This window comes from Aquamicrobium segne (assembly GCF_042656785.1).
GTDB classification, from domain to species: domain Bacteria; phylum Pseudomonadota; class Alphaproteobacteria; order Rhizobiales; family Rhizobiaceae; genus Mesorhizobium; species Mesorhizobium segne.
Genome location: NZ_JBHSLL010000002.1, coordinates 20501 through 37427, shown reverse-complemented (window position 1 = coordinate 37427; position 16927 = coordinate 20501). Strand labels below are relative to the sequence as shown.

The following is a 16927-nucleotide window of genomic DNA, read 5'->3' as shown; positions in this document are numbered from 1 at the left end:
GGGCTTCGTCAAACTCGCTGCAATCGCAATATGGCTCAGATAGTTAAATCGTCACCACAACCTAGAGCATTTTGCAGCCAGACGGAATCGTCTGGCGTCGCAGAAATGCGGCTAAAACAAGAGATTAGAGCATTTCATCCGCTTCCATGAAAACAAGAAATGCTCTAAGATTCAAAAATCTAGTTCGCCCTGCCCTTCGTCCAGCGCATTGATCGCCCTGGCAGCCAGCGGCTTGGTGATGCGGCTTTGCTCTTCCAGCGCCATATGATCAAGGCGGTCCACAACCCTGATTGCCGTTGCCAGCGAGCGCTCAATGCGCTGCACAAGATAGTCAACGACTGAAAACTCGACCTCGATCTGCCGGTCCGCAAACAGCTTGGCCATCACGCCAGCCAGCAGCATGTCATCCGGCTCATGAATTTTGACTGTCGGTGCGGCCCTAAGCCGTGAGGCAAGGTCCGGCAATTGCACACCCCATGCGGATGAAAACTGCCGCGACGTCAAAAGCAGATACCCATTTATCGCACGGAGCTGATTGATCAGATGAAAAAGCCCGTTTTCATCAATATTGGCCTGATCAACATCGTCAATCACAACCGCATGGGCATCAAATGTGGCCATGGTTTGCGAGAGATTTTTTACGTCAAGCGCAACAGCACCTGAAACAGAACGCCAGATTTCAGCCAGATGTGTTTTGCCCGCTCCGGCCGGTCCCATCAAAATCATGACGGGAGCAGGCCAGTCCGGCCAGTGGTCGATCAGCGCAACGGCTTCTTCATTCGCGGGTGAAACAACAAGAGCGTCGCGTGAATAAGCAGGAGCGTGTTGAAAATTGAGCGGTAACTGTCTGAGTTTGTCCATCTGGTCCTGCAAATAGGCTGTCTGTAAAGCCATGGTCAAGAGGTGCAATTATCTCGCATCCGCAACTTTCGCACTTCCTTTCCGTGTTGCATCTGCGCCATCTTGCGGGATCGAACGGTTCATGCGAAGAGCCGACTGCAAAGTGCTCTAAAGCGTGTCGCTTTTCTTTCAGATTCACGGGACCCGCTTTAAGTCTTTGTTTTTACGCATGTCTTTATCTCGAAACTGGTTTCCAGTTCGAGAGACAGGCTCTAATATCTTGGTTTGGTCGCATTGTTGCGACGTCAGACGAGAGTGTCTGTACTCACAAAATGCTCAAGCAAAGGCAAAACGATGACTGAACGCAAAACCGGGCTGACTTATGCCGAAGCAGGTGTCGATATTGATGCCGGCAATTTGATGGTGGACAAGATCAAGCCGCTGGTGCGCTCCACACGCCGCCCGGGCGCAGATGGCGAAATCGGCGGTTTTGGCGGGTTGTTTGATCTCAAGGCGGCTGGTTTTAGCGATCCCGTTCTGGTTGCTGCCAATGATGGTGTGGGCACCAAGCTCAAGATCGCCATTGAGGCTGGCAAGCATGATACGATCGGCATCGATCTGGTCGCCATGTGCGTCAATGATTTGATTGTGCAGGGTGCAGAGCCGCTGTTTTTCCTTGATTATCTTGCCACTGGCAAGCTTGATCCGGAACAGGGTGCAGCCATTGTCGGCGGCATTGCCAAAGGCTGCCGCGAGGCGGGATGCGCGCTGATCGGTGGCGAAACGGCTGAAATGCCGGGCATGTATCATGGTGATGATTATGATCTTGCCGGTTTTTCCGTCGGTGCTGCCGAGCGCGGCCAATTATTGCCGGGTGATGATATTATTGAAGGCGATGTGCTGTTGGGTCTGGCCTCTTCCGGCGTCCATTCCAATGGTTACTCGCTGGTGCGCAAGATCGTGGCCATCTCCGGGCTTGACTGGAGCGACAATGCCCCTTTTGACAAAAGCCAGACACTGGCTGAAGCCTTGCTGGAGCCAACCCGCATCTATGTCAAACCGCTCTTAAAAGCCATCCGCAACACCCAGGGCATCAAGGCGCTGGCTCATATTACCGGCGGCGGGTTTCCTGAAAATATTCCACGGGTGCTGTCAAAAGGGTTTTCAGCCGAGCTTGATCTTGACAGTATTCAGGTTCCGCCTGTCTTTTCCTGGCTGGCCAGCACGGGTGGGGTAGAGGCTCATGAAATGATGCGCACCTTCAATTGCGGTATCGGCATGGTCGTGGTGGTTGATGCCGCGCAAGCTGCCCAGATTGCAGCCGTGCTTCAGGAGGCTGGCGAAACGGTCATGCCCATCGGTCGCATTGTGCCGCGTGGTGAGACTGGCGTGATCTACCGGGGAGCACTCGGCCTATGACTGTTTCACGCAAACGCACCGTCATCCTGGTTTCCGGGCGCGGCTCCAACATGAATGCGCTGATGGAAGCAGCGAGCGATCCGGCCTATCCGGCTGAAATTGTCGGCGTCATTTCTGATAATGAAGATGCCCATGCGTTACAGGTTGCGGCTGCGCGCGGTATTGCCACGCAAATCGTCAACCATGCCAGCAAGGCAGACCAGGACGCCGCCATTGATGCAGTCCTGACAGAGTTTCAGGCCGAAATTATTGCTCTGGCAGGCTATATGCGCCTGCTAAGCGCCTCTTTCGTGGAAAACTGGCTGGGGCGCATCATCAATATCCACCCTTCCCTGCTGCCCTCTTTCAAGGGGCTGGACCCTCACAGTCGCGCCTTGGAAGCTGGCGTCAAAATTCATGGCTGCAGCGTGCATTTTGTAACCGCTGCAATGGATGACGGCCCCATCATTGCACAGGCGGCCGTGCCGGTTCTGGCCGGTGATGACGAGGCTTTGCTGGCCGCACGTGTGCTGAAGGCCGAACATGGGCTTTATCCGCTGGCGCTCCGGCTTGTGGCCGAAAACAAAATTTCCATGAAGGAGCGTAAAACCCACCTTTCAAATGGCGGCAGCGGGCTGGTCGAGAGTGCCGACAGTCTCTTGATGTCGCCTGCCGATCTTCGCGAAGAGGTCGATCTTGAAGCGCTGGCACGGTTTACGCCCTGATAGCGCATTTTTATTTTCACGAAAAATGGATGAAATTCTCTAAGCTTTTGTTTTAGCATACATTTATGCAGGAGCGTTGCGAAAATTATTCGGCAATGCTTTCCTCATATTCAGTCGACATTTCCAGCCAGCGCTCTTCATGCGTGTTCAATTGTGCGGCAAGATCAGCGCGCTCCTTGGCCAGCTTTGTTGCTTTGGTCGCCTCTTTTTCATAAAGTGCGGGGTCGCCCAATTCGCTTTCGATCAAAGCAATGCGTTTGCGCAAGCGCTCCATCAGCCCTTCGGTTGCCTTGATCTGTTTGGCCAGTGGTTCGACTGCTGCACGCCTTTGGGCCGCTTCCCGTCGCCGGTCAGCCTTTGATGCTTTTTCTGCCTCGCGCCTGTCACGGCGATCCGCCGGCTGGCCCGTCACCAGCATTTTATAATCATCAAGATCGCCATCAAAGGGCTGCACGGCCCCGTCTCTGACCAGCCATAACCGGTCAACGGTTGCCTCCAGAAGATGGCGATCATGACTGATGAGAATAACCGCACCGGGAAAATCATTGAGCGCATGGATCAGCGCCTCGCGGCTGTCGATATCCAGATGGTTGGTCGGCTCGTCCAGAATAAACAGGTTTGGCCCTTCAAAAACCGCCAGCCCCATCAAAAGCCGTGCTTTTTCACCACCTGAAAGATCTTTTGCCGGTGTATTCATTTTTTCGGTTGAAAGACCAAATTGCGCAACCCGCGCCCGCACTCTGGATTCAGGCGCTTCCGGCATCAGGCGTCGCACATGCTCATAGGCATTTTCTTCCGGACGCAAATCATCAAGCTGATGTTGGGCAAAGATTGATGTTTTCAGCCCCGGAGCAAGAGTGATCGTGCCGGTTTCGGCTTCCAGCCTGCCCGACAGCAGCTTGGCGAAAGTCGATTTTCCGTTACCATTGGCTCCCAGCAACGCAATGCGGTCATCATTGTCAATGCGCAGCGTCATGCGTTTCAGCACCGGCTTGCCCGGCGCATAACCGACATCGACATCCGACAGCGCAACAATAGGCGATGCCACCAGTTTTTGCGGCTCGGGGAAAGAAAAAGGCTGCACACTCTCATCCAGAACTGCACCAATCGGCTTCATGCGCTCCAGCGCCTTGATGCGTGACTGTGCCTGCCTTGCCTTGGACGCCTTGGCCCTGAAACGGTCGATAAAGGATTGCAGATGTTTGCGATGGGCTTCTTGCTTGACCCGGCCCTTTTCCTGCAACTCCCGCTGTTCAGTCAGTTGCCGCTCAAACTGGTCATAGCCACCACGCCAGAAGGTGAGTTTTTTCTGGTCGAGATGCACGATGGAATTGACTGCCCGGTTAAGCAGGTCGCGGTCATGGCTGATCAGCAGCACCGTATGCGGATATTTTGCCACATAGGTTTCAAGCCACAAAGTGCCTTCAAGATCGAGATAGTTGGTCGGCTCATCCAGCAACAAAAGGTCTGGCTGCGAAAACAACACGGCAGCCAGCGCCACGCGCATACGCCACCCGCCCGAAAAGGAGGACGCAGGACGCTTTTGCGCCTCTTCATCAAAGCCAAGCCCTGACAAAATTGTGGCCGCGCGCGCTTGTGCCGAATGGGCGTCAATATCGGCCAGACGAATATGGATTTCAGCAATACGGTGCGGATCGGTGGCCGTTTTTTCTTCTTCAAGAAGGGCAGCCCGCTCCTTGTCCGCCTTGAGCACAATCTCAATCAATGGCTCTTCTGTTCCGGGCGCTTCCTGCGCCACCTGCCCGATGCGGGTGTTTTTGGGCAGGCTGACAGAGCCTGTTTCCGAAGCCATATCGCCGGTAATGGCGCGAAACAGCGTTGTCTTGCCGGTGCCATTGCGGCCGACAAGCCCGGCTTTGGCACCTGCAGGCAGTGTGAGCGAGGCATGGTCCAGCAATAAACGGCCGGCAATTCGCAATGAAAGGTCATTTATGATCAGCATGGTAGCGCGTTTTGGCCCGCTGGCGCGCTAATGGCAAGGAAAAAGCCCAATACAAGCAAAAGCATTGTCGCAGCTAGGGCAAGCCCACCCTTGGCAATCAACCTGCTGGCCTGTATAGAGCGCGCCACACGCAATTTTTAACCTAAAAGGACAGTCCATGGCGCTCGAACGCACATTCTCCATGATCAAGCCGGATGCCACCCGCCGCAACCTTACCGGCGCCATCACCAAAACGCTGGAGGATGCGGGCTTGCGCGTTGTCGCTTCTCGTCGCGTCTGGATGAGCCAGCGCGAAGCCGAAGGTTTTTATGCCGTCCATAAAGAGCGCCCCTTCTTTGGCGAACTGGTTGAATCCATGACCTCCGGCCCCACCGTGGTGCAGGTTCTGGAAGGCGAAAACGCCATTGCCAAAAACCGTGAGGTGATGGGCGCCACCAATCCAGCCGATGCTGCTGAAGGCACCATCCGCAAGACCTTTGCCCTATCGATCGGCGAAAATTCCGTGCATGGCTCGGATGCCCCCGAAACCGCTGCTCAGGAAATCAAATACTGGTTCTCCGACACGGAAATCGTCGGCTGATTTTAAAAAACGCTTATCCCGAAACTGACGCTCAGTTTCGGGATAAGCTTTCGGAGTACTCGTCAATATAGCATTACAGTTTTACGTAGTCCGGTTTACGTCGCTTTTTTGCGGCGCTTTTTTCGGGGCTTGACGTAAATTTCCAGCTTGTGGCTGACAATATCAAACCCATGTTGACGGGCGATTTCTTCCTGAAGACGTTCAATCTCATCTGAACGAAATTCGATCACATCACCGGTCTCGACATTGATGAGATGATCGTGATGTTCCTGATCCGCACTCTCAAAACGTGCGCGGCCATCACCGAATTGATGCCTTTCCAGGACACCCTTTTCTTCAAGCAATGCCAGTGTGCGATAAACGGTAGCAAGCGCTACGCCGGGGCTGATTTTCGTAACGCGGCGATGAAGTTCCACCGCATCGGGGTGGTCCTCCGATTCAGCCAACACCTGCATAATGACTTTACGCGGCCCGGTCAGACGCAGCCCGTGTTCCTTGCACAGCTTGACAATATCATCATCGCTGAACGTCATAGCCGCCGCGAGCCACTCTCTCGATTTCTTCACGCACCAGCTTTTCCACAAGGGTTGGAAGATTATTATCCAGCCAGCTTTGCAGCATGGGCCGCAACATTTCTTCCGCCATTTCCTCAAGGGATTTTTTACTGCGTGTTGCAAAAGCTTCTGAGAGTTCCTCAAACGCTGCCGCAACCTGCCGACTGGTTTTTTCTGAAACCAGCGCTGACTTGCCAGATTCAGCCCTTTCTGAAGACAAGGGATCGTTTAAAACAGCTCTGACCAAGGAGGCAGGTTCCGGCTTTTGCTCGCCTGCTGGTCTGGAAAGCGGTGCAGCGTTTAGCGCATCAGCGGCAGTGCCGGATATTTCCATTTTTTTATTCATATGCCCGGTCGAGGCAAAAGGATCAGCAGTTTTCAACTGCCTGTCTTTTGCAGCAACCGGTTCAGGATTTGATTCGGCCAGGGAGTGCGCGGCTTCACTCCGTACAAAATCGACCCTTGCAAAATCAGGAGCAGAAGAGGATTGCATTTTCAATGAACCCAGATTGTCTGCCGATTGTAACTCACTGCGAAATACGTCCACTTCAGCAGCAGCTACCTCGACAGGAGGCGCCTCTTCAGCACTTGCTGTTTCAGCCGCTGATATGCCAAAATTTTCTGCAGGCTTGCGCCCGGTATTTCCAGAGAGCCCCGTGCCGCCAGCATCCCCGATATTGCCAGAATCATTGTCTTCAATGATCCGACGGATCGACGCCAGAATTTCTTCCATTGACGGTTCACGCTGAATATTGCTTGCAGTCGCCATTGCCATGTCCACTGCTCCTGTATTTGTTTTCAGGTCGAAGGCAGCCAGATCTGGTGACCACATCCGAATCATATGCAGATTAACCTAGCGGACCACAGGCCAGCCGAGAATCCCCAAACGTGAAGCGGCCTCCATTTCAACAGAATAAAGCCTGTCTCTCAAACTCCAGAGGTTGATGTCGCCTACTGGACCAAACAGATGTTACTCGCCATATAACAGAATAAAATTTGGACCAGACTATGCCTGAACGCAACCAGATCTCTACATCCTTTCTTGCCACAACCGGCTCAACGCCGGTGGAATGGAGAATTGAGCCGGGACTTCTCGACTATCCCGAAGCGCTGGCTTTCATGGAGGCCCATGCGCGGGCCATCCGCGAGGAAGGCGCCAGGGAAATGATCTGGCTGGTTGAGCACCCTCCCCTTTACACGTCCGGCACCAGCGCGCGCAGCATCGATCTCATCGACCCGCAGCGTTTTCCTGTTTATGCCGCAGGCCGGGGTGGTGAATACACATATCATGGTCCCGGCCAGCGGGTTGCCTATGTCATGCTTGACCTCAAGCGACGCCGCGAAGATATCCGCGCCTTTGTGGCTGCTCTGGAAGAATGGATCATTCGTACCCTTGACACCTTTAACGTCAAGGGAGAGCGGCGCGAGGATCGTGTTGGCGTCTGGGTGCAGCGGCCGGACCGGCCACAGACAATTCCCGGCCTTGTTGCCGAAGACAAGATCGCCGCCATCGGCATTCGAATGCGCAAATGGGTCAGCTTCCACGGCATCTCCATCAATGTCGAACCCGACCTGTTGCATTTTGACGGCATTGTGCCCTGCGGCGTTCAGGAACACGGCGTCACCAGCCTGGTCGATCTGGGACTGCCCGTGACAATGACTGATCTGGACGGTGCGCTAAAAGCAGCATTCATCGAGATTTTTGGCCCGGTATCCTAAAGCATTTTGTGAGTACGAATGGTGTCATCTGTACTCACAAAATGCTCTGAGCAATCACAGCGCACCCACCCACATGGCAACGGAAACGAGAAAAGCTCCCATGCATACCATTGAGATAACATCCTGAACGAAATCGGTCATAACCTGCTCCTGTCCTGATTTGTTCCTTTAATGTTCCATTTTTGTTCTCATGTCAACTGCATGGAAGAACAAGAATGCTTTTTCAATAAAGGCCATTCAACAAAACCTCACCGCACGTGTTCTTATTTTGTTCGTACGTCTTGTCACTTTGAGGAAAAGACGTTTAAACCGGTCATGGAAACTCACGGCTCCCCCCTCAAAACCGTGATGAAGCCACCTATATTCCAGATGGCCGGGCAATCCCGCCATTGCATAACCCAGATGGTCGGGCAAACCCGCCATCACAAAACAACGTCAGATCGAGGCGGCGAAACAGCCATGGCCGACCATAAATTCATTTCCATTCGCGGCGCACGCGAACACAATCTTAAAAATGTGGATCTCGATCTGCCCCGCGATTCCCTTGTGGTGATGACCGGGCTTTCCGGCTCTGGCAAATCTTCTCTTGCCTTCGACACCATCTATGCCGAAGGGCAGCGGCGCTATGTAGAGAGCCTGTCCGCCTATGCACGGCAATTTCTGGAAATGATGCAAAAGCCGGATGTCGATCAGATTGACGGCCTCTCCCCCGCCATTTCGATCGAACAGAAAACCACATCCAAAAATCCGCGCTCGACGGTTGGGACTGTCACAGAAATTTACGACTATATGCGCCTGCTGTTTGCGCGCACCGGCGTGCCCTATTCGCCTGCTACCGGCCTGCCAATCGAAAGCCAGACCGTTTCCCAAATGGTTGACCGCGTTCTGGCGCTGGAGGAAGGCACCCGGCTTTACCTGCTGGCTCCCATCGTGCGCGGGCGCAAAGGGGAATACCGCAAGGATTTTCTGGAGCTGCAGAAAAAGGGCTTTCAGCGCGTCAAGGTCGATGGCGTCTTTTACGAAATTGCCGATGTCCCCGCCCTCGACAAAAAATACAAGCACGACATTGACGTGGTGGTGGATCGCCTCGTCGTGCGGTCCGACCTTGCCACACGCCTTGCCGATTCCATGGAAACGGCCCTGCGGCTGGCCGATGGGCTGGCAGTAGCGGAACTGGCCGACAAGCCCTTGCCGCGCGAAGAAACAGCAGAAGGTGGTGCGGCCAACAAATCGCTGAATGAAACGCATGAACGCATTATTTTTTCAGAAAAATTTGCGTGTCCCGTGTCTGGTTTCACCATTCCTGAAATCGAACCGCGGCTGTTTTCCTTCAACAACCCGTTTGGCGCCTGCCCGACCTGTGATGGTCTGGGCAGCCAGCGCGCCATTGATCCCAACCTTGTGATACCCGACGAAAACCTGACGCTGCGCGATGGCGCAGTTGCGCCCTGGGCAAAATCCAGCTCCCCCTATTATGCCCAGACACTGGAAGCACTTGGCAAAGCCTATGGCTTCAAGCTGGGCGACAAGTTCAGCGAGCTTTCCAAAGAAGCCCGCAGCGCCATTTTGCAGGGCACCGGCAAGCGCGAAGTGGTTTTCAATTATGATGACGGCCTGCGCTCCTATCAGGCGACCAAAACCTTTGAAGGTGTAATCCCCAATCTTGAACGACGCTGGAAAGAAACAGAATCGTCCTGGATGCGTGAGGAAATCGAGCGCTTCATGTCGGCCACGCCCTGCCCTGCCTGTGATGGCTACCGGCTCAAGCCCGAAGCGCTGGCTGTCAAAATTGCCGGCAAACATATTGGCGAGGTCACCGCCCTCTCGATCCGCAAGGCGGATGTGTGGTTCAACCAGCTTCCCGCCCATCTCAATGACAAGCAAAACGAGATCGCCGTCCGTATCCTGAAGGAAATCCGCGAAAGACTGCGCTTTCTCAATGATGTCGGCCTTGATTATCTGACATTATCGCGCAATTCCGGTACGCTTTCAGGCGGCGAAAGCCAGCGCATCCGGCTTGCTTCCCAGATCGGCTCAGGGCTGACCGGTGTGCTTTATGTGCTGGACGAGCCCTCCATCGGCCTGCATCAGCGCGACAATGCGCGCCTGCTCGACACGCTCAAACATTTGCGTGATCTCGGCAATACCGTCATCGTGGTCGAGCATGACGAAGACGCCATCCTGCATGCCGATTATGTGGTCGATATCGGCCCGGCCGCGGGCGTACATGGCGGGAATATCATTGCACAGGGCACTCCTGCTGACGTGATCGCCAATCCAAACTCCATTACCGGCAAGTATCTGTCCGGCAAGATGGAAATCGCCATGCCTGCCCAGCGCCGGGAGGGCAAAAAAGACAAGCGTATCAAGATAATTGGCGCGCGCGGCAATAATCTTAAAAACGTAACGGCAGAAATACCGCTTGGAACATTTTCAGCCATCACCGGTGTTTCAGGCGGCGGAAAGTCCACCCTCCTGATCGAGACACTGTTCAAGGCAGCTTCACGCCGTATCATGGGCTCACGCGAACACCCGGCCGAGCATGAGCGCATCGAGGGGCTGGAGTTTCTCGACAAGGTGATCGACATCGACCAGTCGCCCATCGGGCGCACGCCGCGTTCCAACCCGGCCACTTACACCGGCGCATTTACCCCGATCCGGGACTGGTTTGCCGGTCTGCCGGAAGCAAAGGCCCGCGGTTATCTGCCGGGTCGGTTCTCCTTCAACGTCAAGGGTGGGCGCTGTGAGGCCTGTCAGGGCGATGGTGTCATCAAGATCGAGATGCACTTTTTGCCCGATGTTTACGTGACCTGTGATGTCTGCCACGGCAAGCGCTATAATCGCGAAACACTGGATGTGGTGTTCAAGGGCAAGTCGATTGCCGATGTTCTTGATATGACGGTAGAAGAAGGCGTGGAGTTTTTTGTGGCTGTTCCCGGCATACGTGACAGGCTGGAAACATTGAAGCGGGTCGGCCTTGGCTATATCCGCATTGGCCAGCAGGCCACCACCTTGTCAGGCGGTGAGGCCCAGCGCATCAAGCTGGCCAAGGAATTGTCCCGCAGGGCAACAGGAAAAACCCTTTATATTCTGGATGAGCCAACCACCGGCCTGCATTTCCACGATGTGGCAAAACTGCTTGAAGTGCTGCATGAACTGGTTGATCAGGGCAATACGGTGGTGGTGATCGAACACAATCTGGAAGTCATCAAGACCGCCGACTGGGTTCTGGACCTTGGCCCTGAAGGGGGCGATGGCGGGGGCGAACTGGTTGCATCCGGTACGCCAGAAAACATTGCAAACGAAGCTCGAAGCTATACCGGCCAGTTCCTCAAGGAATTGCTGGAGCGTCGCCCGGGGCACAAGCAGATAGCCGCAGAATAGAGCCACAGAATGTTTTGATCATCATCCTTCAGGCCTCTGATCTGCCTGAAGGAAAGCGATTCACTTTAGGGCCAAAACCCAATCAGAACATTGAAACTATTGAAAATCTGGACTTTCACCAGAAAAGTGGCTCCCCGGGCCGGATTCGAACCAGCGACCAACCGGTTAACAGCCGGTTGCTCTACCGCTGAGCTACCGGGGAACAGCAGCACTTTTGCGAGAACGAGGCAGCCTATAGCAAACAGTTTTCAGCTTTGCAAAGCCGCTTTTCGTTTTTTTGTATCATTTACGCTCACATACTCGAAATGTCGCAATTATATGACCATATCAGTCGCTTCCAACGGCCCAAAAGCCCGTGAAAAACAAAAGGCAAGAGGTTTGGGGTGAAAACAGGCAATTATAAATCAGGGACAGGCGGCAAGAGCACGCTTGATGATTCCCTGTGGGATTGTCAGGAACCGCCTCCGCGAAAGATCAATATCGCCGGCAGACAATTCACCCTGCCGCGCTCACGCCGGGCACGGATCGCCATAGGTGTGAGCCTGACCGTGCTTGGCTGCTTTGGTTTTTTGCCTGTCCTGGGTTTCTGGATGATTCCTCTGGGCCTGCTCATTCTTTCTTATGAATTTGCCCGGGTGCGGCGGTGGCGGCGACGGCTTGCCATCTGGTGGGAGCGGCGCAAGCGCAAACGGGGATAAAGCCTTGCTGTCAGAAAGTTTTCCTGAAGGATATTTCTCAGAATGGCTTCCTGCGGCTTGACGATGAAAACGCCCTCACCTAATGAGGCAGCAGAACGCTTGAACAGGTAAGGCCTCGTGGCGGAGTGGTTACGCAGAGGACTGCAAATCCTTGCACCCCGGTTCGATTCCGGGCGAGGCCTCCAAACTCTTCGGCATTCTGCCCTGGCAGAACTGCCCACGTTCTTAAAGAATTGTGAGCGCGCACTAGGCGCCAAGGCGGAGCAGCTTGCATATGAGCGCTGATTTCACCGAACGTCGCATCAAAATGGTCGACGGACAAATTCGCACCACCGACGTAACGAGTGTGCCTCTGCTCGATGCGTTCCTGTCTGTTCCGCGTGAATTGTTCGTGGATGAATCCATGCGTGAACTTGCTTACATTGATGAAGATATTCGTATCGCTGACAGTGCATCCGGTCCACGCTACATGATGGAACCCTCGCCCCTTGCGCGACTAATCCAGCTTGGCGAACTGTCCTCTCACGATACCGTTCTCGATATTGGCTGTGGAACAGGCTATTCCTCGGCTCTTCTTTCGCAACTGGCAGCCTCCGTCACCGCATTGGAAAGTGACACTGAACTGGCCGCCAAGGCACGCGCCATTCTGGCTTCGCAGGGCTGTGACAATGTTTCCGTCGTGGAAGGTCCGCTTGCACAGGGCTGGAAGGCTGCTGCTCCTTATAATGTGATTATCCTTCAGGGCAGTGTTGAGGAATTTCCGGAAGCGCTTTTTGAACAGCTTGCCGAAGGTGGGCGTCTTGTCGCAATCGAAGGCGAAGGCAATGCAGCTATTGCCCGCATTTTCCTGAAGTCAGACGGTGTGGTCACAGGCCGGCGGGTGTTTAATGCGGCAATTCGGCCACTGCCGGGCTTTGAACGTGCCAAAGCTTTTGAATTCTGAACTGATTTAACTTGCAGTTACCGCCCGCACATGTTGATTTGCAGGTGGATGAATCCAGACAGTATCGCCTGACATGCATCGGCAAAACGCTTCCTGTTTAATAGCGTAACAGTTCGGCTCTGGATTTTAAATTGCGTATTCGTATTTATGGAAATGAGGGTTGACGTGCAGTCCTTTAGCAAGACCGTTTTTGCCGCCCTTTTGATGACCGCCGCGGCGTTCGCACCCGGTTCAGTTTCGGCTGAAACGATCTCCGGGGCATTGGCAAAAGCCTATCGCAACAATTCGTCCGTCAATTCTGCACGTGCCGGCGTTCGCGTCGTCGATGAAGATGTAGCCATCGCCAAATCCGGCTATCGCCCTACAGTGACGGGCGGAGCCAGCATTGACTATACAGACACACGCAGGAACAGCACATCAATACGATCGACCGCCGGCAATTTTGGTGTCCAGATCGATCAGAAACTGTTTGATGGCTTTCAGACACAAAACAATGTCGCCGGAGCAGAAGCCAGAGTCCGTGCAGAGCAGGAGTTTCTGCGCTTCACGGAAGAAAGCATACTTTATGATGCTGCACAGGCTTATATGAATGTCATCCACGACCGTCAGGTTGCCGCGTTAACCCAGCAGAATCTCGAATTTCTCAACGAGCAGGTGCGCGCTGCGCGTTCGCGCCTGGAAGTGGGTGAAGGCACCCGCACCGATGTAGCACAGGCTGATGCCGCACGTTCAGGCGCAGAAGCCCAGCTTAGCGCCGCCAGAGCGCAGGCTCTGGGCAGTGCAGCCCTTTACCGGCAGGTCATCGGTGAAGAACCGGGGCAGCTCAAGGCCGCCTCCCCGCTTGCAAAGCTTTTGCCAAAAGGTCTCGATACAGCCATTAGCGTGGCCACTCAGGAACATCCGGCCATTATTGCCACCAGTCATATGGTCGATGCGGCCGCCTATGGCGTGAAATCAGCCGAAGGTGCATTATTGCCTTCGATAACCGCTTCAGCCGGAGTTTCACGTAACTACAGCGACACTTCGCCTGCGGATACAAGGGACGGTTATTCGACCTCTGCCAATATTGGCGCAAGGCTGACTATTCCCATTTATCAGGGCGGCCGCGCCTCGGCACAGGTGCGCCAATCCAAGGAGAGGCTTGGCCAGGCCCGCATTGAAGTCGATGTCAAGCGTGATGAGGTTCGTCAGGCTGTTACCGCCGCCTGGACAGGCTATATCGCGGCTCAGGAAGGTGTGACCGCAAATCGTCAATTGGTGCGCGCTGCACAATTGGCGCTGGAGGGCGTGATCGAAGAGCGCAATGTCGGCCAGCGCACCACGCTGGAAGTTCTGGATTCACAGCGCGATGTGATCAACGCCAAGATCTATCTTGCTGCTGCCGAGCGTGATGTCGTTCTGGCCAGCTACGCCATCGTTCGGGCCATGGGACGCCTTTCCGTGGACCGGCTTGGTTTGCAGGTCGCCAAATATCAACCGGAAGAGCATTATAATGCGGTCAAAGACAAGTGGTATGGTTTGCGTACCCCTGACGGACGCTGATCTGCCTTGATTTCCTGTTTTTAAAAGGCGCCTTGGGCGCCTTTTTTATTTAGAGCATTTTGCAGTCAGATGGAATCATCTGACGTCGCACAAATGCGGCTAGAGCCTCGGGCGTTTAATGTGCAACGTATCCTGCAGCTTTGAAGTAGTTCCAGCATTCGTTGGGAGTGAACCAAGCTGAAAGGGCTCGCACAATATGCCGCCGACCACGGTAGTAACTTCCGGCGAATCGAGGTTGTGGCCAAGGTAGGTAACTCATTCAAAGTCCTCAATCTTAAGGAAGAGTCCGTTCGTTCCGCAGTGGAAGCGGCCACGTCAATCAGCTCACTCTATGGAAGTGCTTTTGCGGCAGAGTACACGACATGAATGGGTACGAGCCACCGCTTGCGAAATGGGGCAGATAGTTCGACCCCAGAGTTGTTCTCCTATCGCTGTGCCGTACAAAAGTACGGATAAACCAAAGAAAATAACGACGGAATTACAGCGACTTACATCTCCGTACCCAATCCGCGCAGTCAGGAGCTTTGGAGAATATCGGAGGAGAGAGAACGAAATCAGCGATTCGCGCAGGTGGCGCAGCCAACAGCTTTGGCCCGATAACCCGCAGTTCCGCGCTGTTCCAGTAGCAGAATACGAATCAGAGAATGATTCCAATGAGTTGAGTGGCGGAGGGGGTGGGATTCGAACCCACGGAGGCTTGCACCTCGCCGGTTTTCAAGACCGGTGCCTTAAACCACTCGGCCACCCCTCCAATAAGTTGATTTTACAGTGCTATTGGCTTTTTAGCCCGTCGAAATGTTACGTGCGGCCACACTTTACAACTCTTTGGTCTTCGTAACTTGCGCTTATAGCCGTCCGTAACGCCGCGTCAACCTGTTCTGCGGCGTCAGCCAAAATTCCCGGATCATTTTTCAATTTCTCTGAAGCCAGATAAAATGACCTAAAACGTGTCGCAATATGTATCTCTGATAAAAAGCTTTGGGGAAACTGTTGCGAGCAACAGGCCAAATGCAGTCGCAACCTGTAAGGTGCAGCAGATTTTCAATTTAGGACAAAGCGCGGAGACAGCGTCATGGCAGGCAGCGTCAATAAGGTTATTTTAGTTGGCAATCTGGGAGCAGACCCGGAAATCAGGCGATTGAACTCAGGTGAGCCTGTCGCAAATCTGCGCATCGCCACATCTGAAAGCTGGCGTGACAAACAGTCGGGCGAGCGCCGCGAAAGGACGGAATGGCATAGCGTCGTGATCTTCAATGACAATCTGGCCAAGATTGCCGAGCAATATCTGAAGAAAGGCATGAAGGTCTATATTGAAGGCCAGCTTCAAACGCGCAAATGGCAGGACCAGAACGGTCAGGACCGCTATACGACCGAAATCGTGTTGCAGCGGTTCCGCGGTGAATTGCAGATGCTTGATGCCCGTGGTCAGGGCGAAAGCAGCGGTCAGGTTGGTTATGACCGCGGTGGCGGGCGTAGTGGCGGCGGCTCCGGCTTCGACCAGTCTGGTTCAGGTGGCGGCTTTGGCGGCTCACAAGGTGGCGGCAGCGGTTCGAGCCGCGACCTCGACGACGAAATTCCTTTCTGACACAAAAAAAAGCCTGTCTCCCGAAACTGGTTCCCGGTTCGAGAGACAGGCTTTAATTGGGATTGGTGCGTGCTGCCAGTTTGCGCATGGAAGCAACCCGGCGGCGGATGATTTCGGTGCGCATGGCTGTTAAATGAAGCGCAAAAAACAACAGCATAAAGCCGATCGCCATAACCAATAGGGGGCGAAGCAGGCTGCCATCAATGGTCGGGCCATCCACACGAAACACCGATGCCGGCTGATGTAGCGTATTCCACCAGTCTACCGAAAACTTGATAATCGGAATATTGACGAAGCCAACCAGCGTAATGATTGCGGCTGCCCATGCTGACTTTCCGGTATCTTCCAGCGCCCGTGTCAGTGCAATAATGCCCAGATACATCAAGAACAGCACAAAGACCGATGTCAGGCGCGCATCCCACACCCACCATGCGCCCCACATGGGCTTGCCCCAGATGGAGCCGGTTATCAGCGCCAATGCGGTGAAGCAGGCGCCGATCGGAGCCGCAGATTTCAGCGAAACATCAGCAAGCGGATGACGCCACACCAATGTGCCCAGCGCTGCTGCCGCCATCACCACATAGCACATCATTGACAGCCATGCGAAAGGCACATGGATATACATGATGCGAACGGTTGTGCCCTGCTGGTAATCTTCGGGGGCGGAAAAACTCATATAAAGCCCGATAGCCAGCACCAGAGCAGAAGCCGCCGCCAGCCACATAATCACTCTGTCAGCAAAGCCGATAAAGCGGGTGGGATTGGCAAGGTCCAGCCAACTGGACAAACGGATACGGGAAGCGCTCATGGTCAATTACATAGCCTTGGAGCCCGGCTTGATGCAACTGTTCCAAACAGCACAGGCGTCTTAGGTTGTGGTGACGATTTAACTATCTGAGCCATATTGCGATTGCAGCGAGTTTGACGAAGCCCATGAAGTTGGCGAGCAATTTGTCATATCGAGTGGCGACGCGGCGGAAGTGCTTGAGCTTGCTG

General features: G+C 54.2%; 14 protein-coding genes, 3 tRNA genes and 1 pseudogene. 10 read left to right on the top strand and 8 right to left on the bottom strand.

Annotation, left to right across the window (positions count from 1 at the left end; genetic code table 11):
- Positions 1 to 171: 171 nt before the first annotated feature.
- Entirely contained in the window at positions 172 to 861 is a 690-nt protein-coding gene (hdaA, locus tag ACFPLB_RS00345) for a DnaA regulatory inactivator HdaA (RefSeq protein ID WP_378227274.1), read from the bottom strand.
- A gap of 333 nt (positions 862 to 1194) precedes the next feature.
- Between hdaA and purM the strand changes: the two genes are divergently transcribed.
- Positions 1195 to 2259 (top strand): phosphoribosylformylglycinamidine cyclo-ligase, encoded by a 1065-nt coding sequence (gene purM / locus ACFPLB_RS00340; protein WP_378227273.1) that lies wholly within the window; start codon positions 1195 to 1197, stop codon positions 2257 to 2259.
- On the top strand, positions 2256 to 2963 hold the full coding sequence (purN, locus tag ACFPLB_RS00335) for a phosphoribosylglycinamide formyltransferase (RefSeq protein ID WP_378227272.1): 708 nt from the start codon (positions 2256 to 2258) through the stop codon (positions 2961 to 2963). Before purM ends, purN begins: the two co-directional genes overlap by 4 nt.
- Positions 2964 to 3048: 85 nt before the next feature.
- Here purN and ACFPLB_RS00330 read toward each other — a convergent pair whose 3' ends face one another.
- Entirely contained in the window at positions 3049 to 4926 is a 1878-nt protein-coding gene (locus tag ACFPLB_RS00330; RefSeq protein WP_378227271.1) for an ABC-F family ATP-binding cassette domain-containing protein, read from the bottom strand.
- A 157-nt stretch (positions 4927 to 5083) separates the two neighbouring features.
- Between ACFPLB_RS00330 and ndk the strand changes: the two genes are divergently transcribed.
- The gene (gene ndk / locus ACFPLB_RS00325; RefSeq protein WP_378227270.1) at positions 5084 to 5506 is read left to right on the top strand and encodes a nucleoside-diphosphate kinase; all 423 of its coding nucleotides are present in this window, start codon (positions 5084 to 5086) and stop codon (positions 5504 to 5506) included.
- A gap of 95 nt (positions 5507 to 5601) precedes the next feature.
- Here the strand turns inward: ndk and ACFPLB_RS00320 are convergent, their stop codons facing one another.
- The gene (locus tag ACFPLB_RS00320) at positions 5602 to 6039 is read right to left on the bottom strand and encodes a Fur family transcriptional regulator (RefSeq protein ID WP_378227279.1); all 438 of its coding nucleotides are present in this window, start codon (positions 6037 to 6039) and stop codon (positions 5602 to 5604) included.
- Entirely contained in the window at positions 6023 to 6829 is an 807-nt protein-coding gene (locus ACFPLB_RS00315) for a PopZ family protein (protein WP_378227278.1), read from the bottom strand. Before ACFPLB_RS00315 ends, ACFPLB_RS00320 begins: the two co-directional genes overlap by 17 nt.
- Before the next feature lie 239 nt (positions 6830 to 7068).
- On the opposite strand from ACFPLB_RS00315, the gene lipB reads away from it, so the two are divergent.
- On the top strand, positions 7069 to 7779 hold the full coding sequence (gene lipB / locus ACFPLB_RS00310) for a lipoyl(octanoyl) transferase LipB (protein ID WP_378227269.1): 711 nt from the start codon (positions 7069 to 7071) through the stop codon (positions 7777 to 7779).
- 459 nt (positions 7780 to 8238) lie between these two features.
- Positions 8239 to 11163, top strand: coding sequence for an excinuclease ABC subunit UvrA (gene uvrA, locus ACFPLB_RS00305; protein ID WP_378227268.1), 2925 nt, complete (start codon positions 8239 to 8241; stop codon positions 11161 to 11163).
- Positions 11164 to 11290: 127 nt separating this feature from the next.
- On the opposite strand, the gene ACFPLB_RS00300 is transcribed toward uvrA, so the two are convergent.
- Positions 11291 to 11365: transfer RNA gene (locus ACFPLB_RS00300), tRNA-Asn, on the bottom strand.
- A gap of 238 nt (positions 11366 to 11603) precedes the next feature.
- Here ACFPLB_RS00300 and ACFPLB_RS00295 point away from each other — a divergent pair.
- The 4 genes from ACFPLB_RS00295 to ACFPLB_RS00280 all read left to right on the top strand — a co-directional run bounded on the left by ACFPLB_RS00295 (position 11604) and on the right by ACFPLB_RS00280 (position 14346).
- Entirely contained in the window at positions 11604 to 11861 is a 258-nt protein-coding gene (locus ACFPLB_RS00295; RefSeq protein ID WP_378227277.1) for a PGPGW domain-containing protein, read from the top strand.
- Positions 11862 to 11972: 111 nt separating this feature from the next.
- Positions 11973 to 12046 (top strand) — tRNA-Cys (locus ACFPLB_RS00290).
- Between the two features lie 89 nt (positions 12047 to 12135).
- On the top strand, positions 12136 to 12804 hold the full coding sequence (locus tag ACFPLB_RS00285) for a protein-L-isoaspartate O-methyltransferase family protein (protein WP_378227267.1): 669 nt from the start codon (positions 12136 to 12138) through the stop codon (positions 12802 to 12804).
- A gap of 165 nt (positions 12805 to 12969) precedes the next feature.
- Positions 12970 to 14346 (top strand): TolC family outer membrane protein, encoded by a 1377-nt coding sequence (locus ACFPLB_RS00280; RefSeq protein WP_465251461.1) that lies wholly within the window; start codon positions 12970 to 12972, stop codon positions 14344 to 14346.
- Between the two features lie 663 nt (positions 14347 to 15009).
- Here ACFPLB_RS00280 and ACFPLB_RS00275 read toward each other — a convergent pair.
- A tRNA-Ser gene (locus ACFPLB_RS00275) sits at positions 15010 to 15097 on the bottom strand.
- A gap of 321 nt (positions 15098 to 15418) precedes the next feature.
- On the opposite strand from ACFPLB_RS00275, the gene ssb reads away from it, so the two are divergent.
- Complete coding sequence (gene ssb, locus ACFPLB_RS00270; protein WP_378227266.1) at positions 15419 to 15931, top strand: single-stranded DNA-binding protein; 513 nt, start codon at positions 15419 to 15421, stop codon at positions 15929 to 15931.
- A gap of 52 nt (positions 15932 to 15983) precedes the next feature.
- On the opposite strand, the gene ACFPLB_RS00265 is transcribed toward ssb, so the two are convergent.
- Together ACFPLB_RS00265 and ACFPLB_RS00260 are read right to left on the bottom strand one after the other, a co-directional pair.
- Positions 15984 to 16739 (bottom strand): heme ABC transporter permease, encoded by a 756-nt coding sequence (locus ACFPLB_RS00265; RefSeq protein WP_378227264.1) that lies wholly within the window; start codon positions 16737 to 16739, stop codon positions 15984 to 15986.
- Between the two features lie 82 nt (positions 16740 to 16821).
- Positions 16822 to 16927: pseudogene (locus tag ACFPLB_RS00260) on the bottom strand (IS5/IS1182 family transposase); the annotation flags it as partial.

Coding starts and splice junctions, on each gene's coding strand:
- hdaA (WP_378227274.1), bottom strand. CDS start 861: ATGGACAAACTCAGACAGTTACCGCTCAATTTTCAACACGCTCCTGCT.
- purM (WP_378227273.1), top strand. CDS start 1,195: ATGACTGAACGCAAAACCGGGCTGACTTATGCCGAAGCAGGTGTCGAT.
- purN (WP_378227272.1), top strand. CDS start 2,256: ATGACTGTTTCACGCAAACGCACCGTCATCCTGGTTTCCGGGCGCGGC.
- ACFPLB_RS00330 (WP_378227271.1), bottom strand. CDS start 4,926: ATGCTGATCATAAATGACCTTTCATTGCGAATTGCCGGCCGTTTATTG.
- ndk (WP_378227270.1), top strand. CDS start 5,084: ATGGCGCTCGAACGCACATTCTCCATGATCAAGCCGGATGCCACCCGC.
- ACFPLB_RS00320 (WP_378227279.1), bottom strand. CDS start 6,039: ATGACGTTCAGCGATGATGATATTGTCAAGCTGTGCAAGGAACACGGG.
- ACFPLB_RS00315 (WP_378227278.1), bottom strand. CDS start 6,829: ATGGCGACTGCAAGCAATATTCAGCGTGAACCGTCAATGGAAGAAATT.
- lipB (WP_378227269.1), top strand. CDS start 7,069: ATGCCTGAACGCAACCAGATCTCTACATCCTTTCTTGCCACAACCGGC.
- uvrA (WP_378227268.1), top strand. CDS start 8,239: ATGGCCGACCATAAATTCATTTCCATTCGCGGCGCACGCGAACACAAT.
- ACFPLB_RS00285 (WP_378227267.1), top strand. CDS start 12,136: ATGAGCGCTGATTTCACCGAACGTCGCATCAAAATGGTCGACGGACAA.
- ssb (WP_378227266.1), top strand. CDS start 15,419: ATGGCAGGCAGCGTCAATAAGGTTATTTTAGTTGGCAATCTGGGAGCA.
- ACFPLB_RS00265 (WP_378227264.1), bottom strand. CDS start 16,739: ATGAGCGCTTCCCGTATCCGTTTGTCCAGTTGGCTGGACCTTGCCAAT.